This is a genomic window from Arthrobacter sp. Dra40 (assembly GCF_059091905.1).
Map to the genome: position 1 here is coordinate 1 of NZ_JBNHHB010000135.1, position 14,213 is coordinate 14,213.

At 67.9% G+C, this 14,213-nt stretch carries 11 protein-coding genes; 8 read left to right on the forward strand and 3 right to left on the reverse strand.

Features of this window, described 5'->3' with window-relative positions; genetic code table 11:
- The 5 genes from AC5RWT_RS27290 to AC5RWT_RS27310 all read left to right on the forward strand — a co-directional run.
- The coding region (locus AC5RWT_RS27290; RefSeq protein WP_494082931.1) for a DUF4232 domain-containing protein at positions 1–677 on the forward strand (677 nt) is incomplete at its 5' end.
- A 76-nt stretch (positions 678–753) separates the two neighbouring features.
- Positions 754–5,673 carry an ATP-dependent helicase gene (locus AC5RWT_RS27295; protein WP_494082932.1) on the forward strand — a complete coding sequence of 1,640 codons (4,920 nt, stop codon included), beginning with the start codon at positions 754–756 and terminating at the stop codon, positions 5,671–5,673.
- Positions 5,666–6,454 carry an Fpg/Nei family DNA glycosylase gene (locus AC5RWT_RS27300; protein ID WP_494082933.1) on the forward strand — a complete coding sequence of 263 codons (789 nt, stop codon included), beginning with the start codon at positions 5,666–5,668 and terminating at the stop codon, positions 6,452–6,454. Before AC5RWT_RS27295 ends, AC5RWT_RS27300 begins: the two co-directional genes overlap by 8 nt.
- A gap of 211 nt (positions 6,455–6,665) precedes the next feature.
- Complete coding sequence (locus tag AC5RWT_RS27305) at positions 6,666–8,618, forward strand: DUF6541 family protein (protein WP_494082934.1); 1,953 nt, start codon at positions 6,666–6,668, stop codon at positions 8,616–8,618.
- Between the two features lie 43 nt (positions 8,619–8,661).
- Positions 8,662–9,600 carry an RluA family pseudouridine synthase gene (locus tag AC5RWT_RS27310; RefSeq protein ID WP_494082939.1) on the forward strand — a complete coding sequence of 313 codons (939 nt, stop codon included), beginning with the start codon at positions 8,662–8,664 and terminating at the stop codon, positions 9,598–9,600.
- Between the two features lie 19 nt (positions 9,601–9,619).
- On the opposite strand, the gene AC5RWT_RS27315 is transcribed toward AC5RWT_RS27310, so the two are convergent.
- Entirely contained in the window at positions 9,620–10,099 is a 480-nt protein-coding gene (locus AC5RWT_RS27315; RefSeq protein ID WP_493969728.1) for a DUF4383 domain-containing protein, read from the reverse strand.
- A gap of 95 nt (positions 10,100–10,194) precedes the next feature.
- On the reverse strand, positions 10,195–10,653 hold the full coding sequence (locus AC5RWT_RS27320) for a hypothetical protein (protein WP_494082935.1): 459 nt from the start codon (positions 10,651–10,653) through the stop codon (positions 10,195–10,197).
- 261 nt (positions 10,654–10,914) lie between these two features.
- Between AC5RWT_RS27320 and AC5RWT_RS27325 the strand changes: the two genes are divergently transcribed.
- Genes AC5RWT_RS27325 through AC5RWT_RS27335 form a run of 3 tightly spaced genes read left to right on the forward strand, consistent with a single transcriptional unit; the run spans position 10,915 to position 13,575 of the window.
- The gene (locus AC5RWT_RS27325) at positions 10,915–11,796 is read left to right on the forward strand and encodes a manganese catalase (protein WP_493969726.1); all 882 of its coding nucleotides are present in this window, start codon (positions 10,915–10,917) and stop codon (positions 11,794–11,796) included.
- A 58-nt stretch (positions 11,797–11,854) separates the two neighbouring features.
- Positions 11,855–12,598 (forward strand): MBL fold metallo-hydrolase, encoded by a 744-nt coding sequence (locus AC5RWT_RS27330; protein ID WP_494082936.1) that lies wholly within the window; start codon positions 11,855–11,857, stop codon positions 12,596–12,598.
- Complete coding sequence (locus tag AC5RWT_RS27335; protein WP_494082937.1) at positions 12,598–13,575, forward strand: FRG domain-containing protein; 978 nt, start codon at positions 12,598–12,600, stop codon at positions 13,573–13,575. Before AC5RWT_RS27330 ends, AC5RWT_RS27335 begins: the two co-directional genes overlap by 1 nt.
- On the opposite strand, the gene AC5RWT_RS27340 is transcribed toward AC5RWT_RS27335, so the two are convergent.
- The gene (locus AC5RWT_RS27340; protein ID WP_494082938.1) at positions 13,572–14,090 is read right to left on the reverse strand and encodes an O-acetyl-ADP-ribose deacetylase; all 519 of its coding nucleotides are present in this window, start codon (positions 14,088–14,090) and stop codon (positions 13,572–13,574) included. The genes AC5RWT_RS27335 and AC5RWT_RS27340 overlap by 4 nt on opposite strands.
- Between the last annotated feature and the right edge of the window lie 123 nt (positions 14,091–14,213).

The window sequence follows — 14,213 nt, forward strand, 5'->3', positions numbered from 1 at the left end:
ATGTGACCATGATGAATCGATGTGCGATGCGCCCAGCCGCCGCGGCCCTGTTCGTTGGATCCGCCCTGCTGCTGGCCGGCTGCGGCCAAGCGGACCAGTCAGCCAGCGCCGGACCTGCGTCCTCCAGCCCCGCAGGCAGCGCACCGCCGTCGTCCTCAGTTCCCGCTCCGGAAACCGCCACGGCCACCGCCTCCCCGGAGGCTTCCCCGGAAGGGAGCGCCACTTCCGCCCCGGGAGCCAGCAACAGTGCCGGCGACGATCCTTGCCGAGCCAGCCAGTTAAAGGCAGCCATTGAGACCCGCCCCGGCAGCGGCGCCGCCGGCAGTGTCTACCGGACCCTGGTGCTCACGAACACCGGGGAGCAGCCGTGCACCCTGGCGGGGTACCCGGGAGTTTCCTACGTGGACGCCGCCGGCAAGCAGGTGGGGGCACCGGCCGAGCGGGACCCCGACGCCACGTCGGTGGCCGTCACCCTCAAGCCGGGCGGCAGGGCCGAGGCACAGCTGCAGCAGACCAACGCCCAGAACTACGGCGAGGCCTGCGGACTGACGGGCGTAACAGGCGTCAAGGTCTACCCGCCGAACCAGAAGGAATGGATTACCGCCACCCAAAAAACAGTCGGCTGCTCCGATAAGTCAGTGGTGCTGATGACTGTGGGCACTTTCCAGGCCCCGTAGCCGCCCACTGCGGATCTGCCCGCCGGCAGTGGATCTGCACACCGTCGGCGCTGCCCGCTAGGCTCAAGACATCGGTATGACGACGCCAGTGCTTGGACGCTTCACTCCGGCCACCCGCGAGTGGTTCGCCGGCGCCTTCAGCGCGCCCACAGATGCCCAGACCGGAGCATGGAACGCCATTTCCGCCGGATCCCACGCATTGGTGGTGGCACCCACCGGATCCGGCAAGACCCTGGCGGCCTTTTTGTGGGCATTGGACACGTTCATTTCCCGCGCCGAAACGCAGCCCGAACTACCCGTCGAAGTCCCGCCACCGGCGCCCCGGCGCGGACGGGCGGAGAAGGAGTCCCGCGGCACCCGCGTCCTCTACATCTCCCCGCTGAAGGCATTGGGCGTGGACGTGGAGCGAAACCTGCGCGCCCCGCTGATCGGCATCACGCAGACCGCCAAACGGCTGGACCTGCCCGCCCCGTCCATCACCGTGGGCGTGCGCTCCGGCGATACCCCGGCCACTGAACGCCGCAGGCTGTTGACGCATCCGCCGGACATCCTGATCACGACGCCGGAATCGCTCTTCCTGATGCTGACCTCCAAGGCACGGGAAACTTTGGCCTCGGTGGACACCGTGATCATCGATGAGGTGCACGCCGTGGCCGGCACCAAACGGGGCGCGCATCTGGCGCTCACGTTGGAGCGGCTGGACGCCTTGCTGACCCGGCCTGCCCAGCGCATTGGCCTCTCCGCAACGGTCGAACCGCTGGAGACCGTGGCCCGCTTCCTGGGCGGAAACGCGCCGGTGGAGATCGTCGCCCCGCCGGCCCGGAAGTCTTGGGACCTGACCGTCACGGTGCCGGTGGAGGACATGACGGCGCTGGCCGCACCAAGCCAGGAGGAACTGGGGCCGGGCGCGCAGCCCGCCTCCATTTGGCCGCACGTCGAAGAGAAGATCGTGGACCTCATCGCCGAGAACCGGTCCACCATCGTGTTCGCGAACTCGCGCCGCCTGGCCGAACGACTCACGGCCCGGTTCAACGAGATCTGGACCGAACGCCAAGCCCTCCCGCCCGCCGGCGAGGACGTCTGGGGCACCGCTGCCCGCGGCGAGGCTGCCGAAAACGGGCCGGATTCGGGTTCCGGCCCGGGCGCTGGTTCGGGCTCCCGCACCCAGACCAAGCCGCCGGCCCAGATCATGGCCCAGGCTGGTGCCATGTCCGGAGCCGATGCCGTCCTCGCCCGCGCCCACCACGGTTCGGTCAGCAAGGAAGCCCGCGCCCAGATCGAAGACGACCTCAAGTCCGGCCGGCTGCGCTGTGTAGTGGCCACCTCCAGCCTGGAGCTGGGCATCGACATGGGCGCCGTGGACCTGGTGGTGCAGGTGGAATCCCCGCAGTCGGTGGCCAGCGGCCTGCAGCGGGTGGGCCGTGCCGGGCACCAGGTGGGTGAAGTCTCGCAGGGCGTGCTGTTCCCCAAGCACCGGCAGGACCTGGTCAACACCACGGTGACCGTGGAGCGGATGCTCGCCGGACGGATCGAGCCCTTGTTCATCCCGGCCAACCCGTTGGACATCCTCGCGCAACAAACCGTGGCGGCCACGGCGCTGGGCGCCGTCGATGTGGAGGAATGGTTCGACGTCGTGCGCAAATCCGCGCCCTTCGCCACGCTGCCGCGCTCGGCGTACGAGGCCACCCTCGACCTGCTGGCCGGTCGCTACCCGAGCGACGAATTCGCCGAGCTGCGCCCCAGGATTGTCTGGGACAGGCACGCCGGGACCATTACCGGCCGGCCCGGCGCGCAGCGGCTCGCCGTCACGTCCGGTGGCACCATTCCGGACCGCGGACTCTTCGGCGTCTACTTGGTGGGCTCCGAGGACGCGAAAAACCGCGGCGGCCGCCGGGTGGGCGAGCTGGACGAAGAGATGGTCTACGAATCCCGCGTCGGCGACGTCTTCGCGCTGGGCGCCACCAGTTGGCGGATCGAGGACATCACGTACGACCGCGTGCTGGTCTCGCCGGCCTTCGGGCAACCGGGCAAGCTGCCGTTCTGGAAGGGTGACTCGCTCGGCAGGCCGGTGGAACTCGGGCGGGCGCTGGGCCGCTTCGTCCGGGAACTGTCCGGGACCGCGGAGGAACCGGCGCGCGAACGGCTGGCCGCCGCCGGGCTGGACGAATGGGCTGCGGGGAACCTGCTGGCCTACCTGGCCGAGCAGCAGCAGGCGACCAGCGATGTTCCCAGCGACCGCACCCTGGTGGTGGAGCGCTTCCACGACGAGCTCGGCGACTGGCGCGTGGTGCTGCACAGCCCGTTCGGCATGCCCGTGCACGCTCCCTGGGCGCTGGCCGTGGGTGCCCGGCTGCATCAGCGGTACGGCCTGGATGGTTCTGCCATGGCTGCCGACGACGGCATTGTGCTGCGCGTGCCGATGATGGAAGACGAGCCGCCCGGCGCCGAGTTGTTCCTCTTCGACTCCGACGAACTTGACCAGATTGTCACTGCGGAGGTGGGCGGTTCCGCGCTTTTTGCCTCCCGGTTCCGCGAATGCGCGGCCCGCGCCCTGCTCCTGCCGCGCAAGAATCCAGGCAAGCGCAGCCCGCTTTGGCAGCAGCGCCAGCGCTCGGCGCAGCTGCTGGATGTGGCGCGCAAATACCCTACCTTCCCGATCATCCTCGAGACGGTGCGCGAGTGCCTGCAGGATGTCTATGACCTGCCCGCGCTCAAGGACATCGCAGCCGGAATCGAGCGGCGCGAGCTGCGACTGGTGGAGACCACCACCCAGCAGCCGTCGCCGTTCGCCCGCTCGCTGCTCTTCGGCTACGTGGCCAGCTTCCTGTACGAAGGAGACTCCCCGCTCGCCGAGCGACGGGCGGCGGCGCTCTCCCTGGATCCCGGCCTGCTCAACGACCTGCTGGGCCGCGCCGAACTGCGCGAGCTGCTGGACGAAGGCATCATCGCCCACACCGAGCAGGAACTGCAGCGGCTCACCGAGGACCGCAAGGTCAAGGGCGCTGAGGGCATCGCTGACCTGCTGCGCCTGCTGGGACCGCTGACGACGGCGGAGATCGCCGCCCGCGTCCAGCTCCCCGAGGTGCTGGACGGGAGGGAAGCCGCCGGCGCGCCTGACGGGACGGCCCACGTGGAAGCACTGGCCGCCGAACTCGCCAGGGCCAACCGCGCCCTGAAGGTGGGCATCGCCGGCGTCGAGCACTGGGCCGCGGTGGAAGACGCAGCCAGGCTCCGCGACGCCCTCGGGGTCCCGTTGCCTCTGGGCGTGCCGCTGGCGTTCATCGAACCGGTGGCCGACCCGCTCGGAGACCTGGTCAGCCGCTACGCCCGCACCCACGGTCCGTTCACGGCAGCCGAATGCGCCCGGCGGCTGGGGCTGGGCACCGCCGTCGTGCATACTGCGCTGCAGCGGCTGCTCAAAGACGGCCGCGTCGTGGAGGGCGAATTCCGTCCCGGTGGCGCACCGGATGACGGAGAGAACGGCGCCGCGCACGAGGCCGGCAGCACTTCAGCGCTTACGGCCGACAGGCGCCGCACCGAGTGGTGCGACGTTGAGGTGCTGCGCAGGATCCGCCGCCGGTCGCTGGCTGCGCTGCGCAAGGAAGTCGAGCCGGTCGATCCGGCCACGTTTGGCCGGTTCCTGCCGGCCTGGCAGAACGTGGGCGCCAAGCTGCGCGGACTGGACGGCGTGGTCACGGTGGTGGACCAGTTGTCCGGGGTGCCCATCCCGGCGTCGGCGTGGGAACCGCTCGTTTTCGCGTCCCGGGTGACCGACTACTCCCCCGCCATGCTGGACGAACTGACCGCCACCGGAGAAGTCCTGATCGCCGGGGCCGGCTCGATGCCCGGCAATGACGGGTGGATCAGCCTGCATCTGGCCGACGCCGCGCACCTGACGCTGAACCCCCAGCCGGACTTCGAGCCCAGCGTGCTGCAATACGAACTCCTGAATGCGCTCGCCGGCGCCGGAGGCTACGGCGGAGCCTACTTTTTCCGCCAACTCTCGGACCTGCTGGCGGCCGGGGGCACCCAGCCCGGGGACCACGCCGTCGTCACCGCGCTGTGGGAACTGCTCTGGGCCGGCCGGATCACCAACGACACGTTCGCCCCGGTCCGTTCGCTGCTGGCCGGCGGCACCACCGCCCACCGGCAGCGCAACGCGCCGCCCCGGGCACGGTCGGCCCGGCTGGGCCGGATCGGACGCCTGCCCGGACTGGGCGGTGCCGGTCTGCACCCCGGCGCCGCAGCCGGCGGACCGGGCGGGGCCGGCGTGGGTGCGGCAGGCAGCACAGGCGCCGGCAAGGCTACCGGCCAGCCGCGCACCGCGCCGCCTACCGCTGCCGGCCGCTGGTCGCTGCTGCCGGCCGCGGAGGCTGATCCCACCATCCGCGCGCACGCCACCGCCGAGCTGCTGCTGGACCGCTACGGCGTGGTCACCCGCGGCTCGGTGGCCGCCGAATCGGTGCCGGGCGGCTTCGGTCTGATGTACAAGGTGCTGGGCAAACTGGAGGAATCCGGCCGCTGCCGCCGCGGTTACTTCATCGAACACCTCGGCGCCGCCCAGTTCGCCGTCGCGCCCACCGTTGACCGGCTGCGTTCCTTCAGCCGCGATGCCCAGCTAGGCGAGCAGCCGCCGTCAGCCATCGCGTTGGCGGCGACCGACCCGGCCAATCCATACGGCGCTGCCCTGCCCTGGCCGGCGCAGGAATCCGGCCACCGGCCCGGCCGGAAGGCGGGCGCCCTGGTGGTCCTGGTGGACGGAGAACTGGCCCTGTATGCCGAACGCGGCGGCAAGACGCTGCTGGCCTTCACCGAGGACGAGGAGGCGCTCGCGTTGTGTGCCCGGGCGCTGGTGCAGGTCATCCGGCGCGGTGCCGCGGACAAAATGGCTGTGGAAAAGGTCAATGGCTCCAGCATCCTGGACACGCCCCTGGCCCGCGCCCTCATGGACGCGGGGTTCTATTCCACCCCGCGGGGGCTGAGGTTCCGTGCCTGAGGGCGACAACCTTTGGCGGACTGCCAGGCGTTTGCGGGCGGCGCTGGCCGGGCAGCAGCTGACCGGCACCGACTTCCGGGTGCCCCGCTACGCCACACTGGACCTCTCCGGGCAGACGGTCGACGACGTCATCTCGCGCGGCAAACACCTGCTGATGCGGATCGGCGGGTTGACCGTGCACTCGCACTTGGGCATGGACGGCAGTTGGCAGGTCTACGCACCCGGCGAGCGCTGGCGAAAGCCCGCGTTCCAGGCCCGCCTCATCCTCTCCACCACGACGACGACGTCCGTCGGCTTCTTGCTGGCGGCACTGGATGTGGTGCCGCGGGCCGAGGAGGACACGCTGGTGGGGCATCTCGGTCCGGACCTGCTGGGGCCGGATTGGGACGCGGACGAAGCGCTGCGGCGGCTGCGGCAGGAGCCCGACCGTCCGGTGGGCCTGGCCCTGCTGGACCAGCGCAACCTCGCCGGGATCGGCAACATCTACCGCTGCGAAGTCTGCTTCATCGCCCGGGTGCATCCGTCGACCCCGGTTGCGCAGGTTCCGGATCTTCCCGGGCTGGTGAAGAAGGCCCGGCAACTACTGGACGTCAACAAAGACCGCGGCATGCGCAGCACCACCGGTTCCGCCACCCGCGGCGGATCGCTCTGGGTCTATGGCCGGGCACGCCGCCCCTGCGCCCGCTGCGGCACACCCATTGCCCACGACCTGCAAGGCAACACGGCCATGGACCTTCGCGACGTCTACTTCTGCCCGCACTGCCAACCGCTGGCTCCCTGATGTGCCGGGTGCTCCGCCCTTCGTGACGCCCTGGCATCCCTGTCCGGGGTGCCACCGGGATCACCCCTTGGCGTCCGGGTCAGGGATTTTCCCCGTCCCCGACAGCCGGCCCCCGACTCTGCAAGGCCTCCGGGCCCCTTGCTTCGCCTGCGCGGCGGCAGCCGGGCGGTACGAACCGTAATATGGTGACGACAACTGATGAAGGGAGCCCATGAGCTGGGTGCAGACGATTCCGGCCGCGCTGCTGGCCATCGTCCTCGTCTTCGGGCCTGGTTTGCTCTGGGGTTTCGTGCTCGGCCTTCGCCGGCTGTCCTTGGTGGCGCTGGCCGGACCGTTTGGCGTTACCGGCATCGTGCTCGCCGCCGAACTTGGCCGCGTGCTCGGACTGGATTGGGCCTGGCCCCAGCTGCTGGCCGTCACTGTGCTGGTCGGCGGCATCCTCTGGCTGCTCCGACGCAGCGTGGGCCACCGCCTGCACCAGCATCCCAAAACCCCGGACCGCCAGGCGCCCTGGCGCTCGCTCATCCTTGCTTGGGCCGTGTCAGCGGTGCCGTTGGCCGCAGCGATGATCTGGATCTTCGGTGCCCCGGACAACATCGCGCAGTCGCACGACAACATTTTCCATCTCAACGCGCTGCGCTACATCGCCGACTCGGGCAACGCCTCCTCGCTGACGCTGGGTTACCTGGGCACCACGGACCGGGGCGTTTTCTACCCGGCGGGCTGGCACGACGTGGTCTCACTGGTGATGATCACCGCCGGGCTGCAGCCTGCGGCGGCCATCAACATCACCAATCTGGTGCTGCTCACCGGCATCTGGAGCAGCGGCTGCCTGTTCCTGGTCAGCCGCATCACCGGCGAGCGCACCATGCCGCTGCTGGTCGCTGCGGTACTCTCGCTGGCCTACAGCAGCTTCCCGTACCTGCTGCTGGAGTTCGGCGTGGTCTATCCGTTCATGCTCTCCATCGCGATGCTCCCGGCCGCGCTGGGCATTGTGCTCCAATTGCTCCGGTTGGGTGTGCACACACGCGTGTCCGCCGAAGGCAACGTGCTGCTGCTGATCGGGCTGCTGCCGGGCATGGCGCTGTCCCACCCCGCTACCATCATGGGCCTGCTGGCGCTCTCCGTGCCGCCGGTCCTCGCGGCCGCCTTCCCGGCCATGCGGGCCAAGGAACAACGACGGCGGTGGCGCGCCTGGGCAGGCGCCGGCACCTACCTGGTAGTACTGGTGGCGCTGTGGATCTCCCTCCGTCCTGCCCGCAGCAGCAGCAGCAACTGGGACCACATGGGCAACCCCGCGGCGGCTCTGGTGGAGGTGGTTCTGCACTCCCCGCTCCAACGTCCCATGTCCATCCTGGCGACCGTCCTGACTATCGTGGGCGCCGCCGTCGTCTTCAACCTGCGCAGGAACCGCTTTGCGCTGGGAATGTACGTCGTGGCGGCCGCCCTGTACGTGATCGGCAACTGGCAGGGCATGCCCGGCCTGCGCTGGTGGGTGACGGGCATTTGGTACAACGATTTCTTCCGCATCAGCGCCATGCTTCCGGTGGCCGGGCTGCTGATTGCCGCCATCGGCGGTGTCGCGCTGGCCGGGACGGCGCGCTCCTTCTTCCGGGCTGCGCTGGCCCGCCGCGAGAAGAAGCAACCCCCGTGGCTCCGCCCGGCCGCGACCGGCGTGCTGGTGGTCGCCAGCCTGGCGCTGGTGCCGCTGTTTGCAGTGCAGCGCGGCATCTCCGAGGCCGCCGCCAAGTACCGGTTTACGGACAAGTCGCAGTTGCTCACCCTCGACGAACTCACCCTGATCAAGCGTCTTCCTGAACGCGTACCCGAAGGCGCTGTCATTGCCGGCGACCCCCTGACCGGAGCCTCGCTGTCCTACGCCTATACGGGGCGACCCGCGCTGGTCCCCTCGGGAACCACCTCCCCTACCCTGGGCGGCAAGCTCATCATGGAAAAGCTGGACCAGATGCACCAGGACCCGGCGGTCTGCGCAGCCGTCAAGGAGCAGAACGTGCAGTTCGTGCTGGACTTCGGCAACCGCTCCGTGCACCCCGGCGAGAGAACTTCGGTGCCCGGACTGCAGGAGCTGACCGAGGCCAACGGGTTCGAGCTGGTGGACTCTGAAGGGGACGCGAAGCTCTACCGCATCACCGGCTGCCCCTGAGCACGGCGCCCGGCGCGGCCTCGACAGGTACCCTTGATGGGTGATGGAATCCCCGCTCCCGGTACGCGACGGCGTGAACGCTACCCGTCTGCGCCTCCCCGGGGAAGGGCCGTGGGACACGGCACTGGACTACATGCTGCACCGGTGGGGCCATGTGGATCCAGACGGCATCAGGGACCGGTTTGACCGCGGCGAAATTGTCGGCGAAGGCGGCGTGGTGCTCAGCCGGTCCACTCCACTGGATGCCCACACATTCATTTGGTACTACCGGACTTTGCCCCGTGAGAAGCGGCTGCCGGTGGAGATCAGCATCCTGCACCAGGACGAGAACATCCTGGTGGTGGACAAGCCCCACTTCCTGCCCACCACCCCAGGCGGCACCTATATCCAGGAGTCAGCGCTGGTCCGGCTTCGCCGCCAGCTGGATCTCCCGGATCTCATTCCCATGCACAGGCTGGACCGGCTCACGGCCGGGGTACTCTTGTTCTCCACCAACCCCGCAACCCGCGGCGAATACCAGGTGTTGTTCGAAAAACGTCGGGTCCACAAAGTGTACGAAGCCATCGCACCCGTGGATCCGCTGCTCCGGTTCCCGCAAATTGTGCGCAACCGTATGGTCAAGTCCCGCACCTACCTTTTAGCCCAGGTCGTTGACGGAGAACCCAATACGGAGACCCGGGTCGAGCTACTGGAACAGTGCGGCACGCTGGGCCGGTACAAGCTTGAACCGCATACCGGAAAGACCCATCAACTGCGCGTACACATGGCTTCACTGGGCGTGGGAATCATCCACGACCCGTTCTACCCGGAACTGCTGGACAAAGCGCCCGACGATTTCGCGCGGCCGCTCCAGCTGCTGGCCCGCGGCATCTCCTTCACCGACCCGGTCAGCGGCAACCCGGTGGCCTACCGGAGCCAGCTGGATCTTTCCGAGTGGGCAGCACAAGGCGCCGCCGGCCCGGTAACGCCAGCGACGCCTTGAGGCTGGGAATGCTGTCGAGTTAGAGTCGGCCGGCTGAGGTGCCCCGCGCGCTGGTATCCCGCTTACGGTCAAGCAGCAGGCCCAGGGCAATCATCACCACGCCCAAGACCAGGTGCAGCCAGTTGTCCGCGGTGTTCAGCGGCACAAAGTTGGCACCGCTCTCCTGATCAATGAACAGGCCGTAGAGCCAAATGACCAAATAGACCGCGCCGCCCCAAATGAAGTAGTTTCGTGCGTTGGCGGCACTCCGGGCCAAAGCCAGACCGGCGACACCGTACAGCAGGTGGACGATGTTGTGCAGGATGGACACTTGGAAGACGCCCAGAAGCATCGCGTCGGATTGATGACCGGCAAATGCCATCTGGCCATAGTTTGAGGTGATTCCCGGGATGAAACCCAGGATTCCTACCAAGAGAAAAATGACACCAAAGATCTGCGCCGCCCTTTGGAGGGGAGACCTTTCGGTGGTTCGGGCCTGGATGTTGCCTTCCCTAGACATGGCGCTCTTCCAATCTGGCGCTGCGGCAGGTGCGTGCCCGGCACCGTTTGATATGGACCCTGATCAAAACACTCTACAATAAGCTTGCTTAGCAGTTAACCCCCTGCTTCGGTAAACTTCGGCAACCTCCCATTGCTACGACCGGCGGAATCGGGGCTTGACCTCCCGGCGACGGTGCCCGCTCTTTGCGGGAGCCGACTCCCCTCGCCGCGGCCGGCGCCCGCCCAGGCGACCAACCAGCAGATCTCGACCACCGCGTCTGCGAGGTAGATCCTGCTGATCCGCCCGGGAGCAGCGGTGAGGACATCAACGACTGCAAACGTGGCGGCCGAACCCATGCCGATCCGCCGGGCTGCCGCCACGCCGTCCGCACTCCGGGCGCCCCTCACCTGCGCATACCCGGCAGCGACCATCAGTCCACCGACCGTCTTGACCAGCCAGGGTTCCGCTTTTGGCCCGGTGGCCGCTTCGAAGCTGCGGTAGTGCAGCAGCGGCCACACCCCGAAGACCAGGTTGAACAGGCCGTGACTGGTTGCCAGTGTCGCCGGACGCATGGTTTACCCTTCCCTGCCGGGCTGAACGTGGGCGCCATTGTGCCGGAAGAGGGGTAGAAAATCCATGCTCCCGCACCCGAGCCGCCAGCCGGGAAGCGGACTTCCGATTTAAGCGTCGGGAGAGGCTGAAACAGTCACTAAGGTTGCTTATTAAATACTGCGTGCCTAGCGTGGTCTGCATCCGGCCCGCACGTGGGCCAACCCAGACCGATGAGTTGGCGGTAGCGACGGCGGGTCCTTATGGTGCGGAGGTCGCCGCGGATGTTCTTCCATAAACAAGAGCTTCAATACAAAACCGAACCGAACCAGCCGGATGCCGTCTATGCCCGGAAACTGCAGGAGGTCCTGGGCGGACAGTACGGTGAAATCACCGTCGCCATGCAATACAGCTTCCAGGCCTGGAACATCCATATCCCCGGCAAGTACAAGGACCTGCTCTACGGCATCGCCGCGGAGGAGTTTGGCCACGTGGAGATGCTGGCCAAAATGATCGCCCAACTGCTGGAGAAAGCCCCGCTCGGCATCACCGACGAGGCGGTCCAGTCCGATCCGACCATCGCCGCCGTGGTGGGCGGGACCGACGTTCAGCAGGCCATTGTCGCAGGGGCGGGCGCCCGGCCAGTGGACAGCAACGGCAACCCGTGGTCCGGAAGCTACGTCACCGCCAGCGGCAATTTGCTGGCTGATTTCACGTCCAACGCCAATGCCGAGATGCAGGGCCGGCTGCAGGTGGCCCGACTGTACCACATGACCGACGACCACGGTGTCCGTGATCTGCTGTCCTTCCTGCTCGCTCGGGACACCATGCACCAGAACCAGTGGATCGCCGCGGCGCGCGAACTGCAGGAGGAGGGGTCCGAGACCTTGCCCGTGCCGAGCAATTTCCCGCTGTCGAAGGAGAACCGGGACGTGGCCTACCAGTACCAAAACTTCTCCGACGGTGCCGCGGCAGCAGAAGGCTCCTGGGCCAGCGGACCTGCGCCCGACGGCAAAGGCGAATTCAGCTATCACGATTCGGCCACCACCAGCGCCCCGATGCCCAAGCCAACACATCCGGACGCCCGCTTCTACGGCACCACCGAGGTTCCCAACATGGTCGAAAAGACCGCGGGGGCAGTTCAGGACAAGCTCCGTAAGGAGTGACGGACCACGCTCCCCCGCGGCCGAACCGCCGCGGGGGTCGTCTCGCCAGGAGGCACTGATGTTCCAGCGCAACGTCGCCGACAACATTCACCGAGTCACCCATGCGGATGTGAACCTCTACATTGTCGAAGACGGCGAGCGCGTCATGCTGGTCGACTCCGGCCTCCCGGCGATGTGGAAGATGACCGTGGCAGCCATCCGGGAACTGGGCCGTTCGCCGCGCGACATCACCTCCCTGGTGCTGACGCACGCGCATTTCGACCATCTGGGCTTTGCCGCCCGGATGCAGCACGACCTCGACATTCCGGTGTACTGCCACCCCGACGACTACTACATCGCCGCCCACCCGTACCGGTACAAACATGAGAAAAGCCGCTTGGCCTACCCGGTCAAATATCCCCGCTGCATCCCCATTCTCAGCCGCATGACAGCAGCAGGCGCCCTCATGGTCAAGGGGGTCACGGATCTGCGGCCGCTCGACGGCGGGGCTGCAGCGTCGCTGCCCGGCTCACCCGTAGTCGTGCCGACGCCCGGACACACCGCAGGCCATTGCGCTCTGCACTTCCCCGAGCGGGGAACCGTGATGACGGGGGACGCGTTGGTCACGCTGGATCCCTACACCGGCGCCCGCGGCCCACACATCGTGGCGGCCGCGGCCACCGCCGACACCCGGCAAGCTCTCGCCTCCCTCCAGGCGTTGGCTCACATCGATGCGCGAACGGTACTGCCGGGCCACGGTGAACCGTACGCCGGCGGCATAGCGTCCGCAGTGCAGCAAGCGATCGACCGCGGTCCGTCCTGATGGCCAAACACGGCACGGGTTCTGCCGGAAGCGCCGGGAACGCGGCTTCAGCTGAAGGCGGTCCGGCTCCGGCCGAAAGCGGCACGGATGCTGCCACACGCCCGGCTCCCGCCGGCAGCGGAACGGATGCTGTCGAGCGCGATCCTGCTTCAACACCGGACGGGCCGGAGTCCGTCATCCAGGTGGGCGCCGACGACTTGTTTGGCCTGATTGCCAGCTTGACCGAAAGCCGGTGGCAGCCTTCGCAGGGCCAGTTCAGGCCGGCTGTCGCCTACCGGGGCCACACCTCGGCGGACCGGACGCTCTCCACCGGGTTGGTGCGGCTGCGCGGGGAGTCGGACACTGCAGTGGAACGGCACATCCTGCGCAACTTCCGCAAGTATGCCCACCGGGATACCTCGCCCGGAGATTCGGACTGGAACTGGCTCAGTGTGGCCCAGCACCATGGCCTGCCCACCCGCCTGCTGGATTGGTCGCATTCTCCCTACGTGGCCCTGCACTTTGCCACCCGGGACACCAGCAGGTATGACGAGGACGGCGCCATCTGGTGCGTCGACTATGCTTCGGCCCACCGCCTGCTGCCGGATGAACTGCGGGCGGCCGTGGAATCACTGGGCGGCGGCCTGTTCACCACCGATGTGCTCTCCCGCGCCGCCTTTACCCTCGATGAGTTCGACCGGTTCACCGACGCCGACGGGGGAAGCGTCCCGTTGTTCTTCGAGCCGCCGTCCCTGGATGAGCGCATTGTCAACCAAGCCGCCATCTTCTCCACCATGTCCGATCCGTCAGCAGGCCTGGACGATTGGCTGGAGCGCCACCCCGGGATCTACCGGAAAGTGATCGTCCCGGCCGAACTCAAGTGGCGCATCCGGGATCACCTGGATCAGGCGAACGTCAATGAGCGGGTGCTCTTCCCCGGTCTGGACGGACTTTCCCTCTGGCTGCGCCGCTACTACGGCCTGCGGGACAAGGGTTAGGCGACCAGCTCCGTGTGGACCCGGCGGAAGATCTCAGCCATCCCGGCAGAGAACAGGACGAATTCGATCACCTGGACACCGCCGTCGTACTTCAAAACCTGGCCGATGCCGTGCCTGGCCACCGTCGCCGCATCCCAACCGTAGACACCTGCGCCGATCGCCGGGAAGGCGAGCGTTTCGGCGCGCAGCTCATCGGCCACGCGCAGCGATTCGCGGAAGCATCGGGCCAACACCTCCGGGTCGGTCTGGCCGGCCCGCCGGTTGGGCCCGACGGTGTGGACCACCCACTTGGCCGGCAGGAAGTAGCCCTCGGTGGCCACCGCGTGTCCCGGAGGCAGCCCGTCCGGCAGCTCGGTGGCGCGCAGCCGGCGGCAGGCTTCCAGCAGCTGCGGTCCGGCGGCGGCGTGGATGGCGCCGTCCACTCCGCCGCCGCCGAGCAGGCTGGAGTTGGCGGCATTCACTATGGCGTCCACCTGGCGTTGGGTGATGTCGCCTTCGAGGATCCGGATCTCCATCTTTTCCAGTCTGCCACCGGGCCTGCATTCCCGATAGATTGGCCCAATGGAGATTCCCGAGGGACCGCTGCAGTGGGTGTACTATCCCATGACGCTGCTGCTGGTCGTCCTCGACGCCGCGAT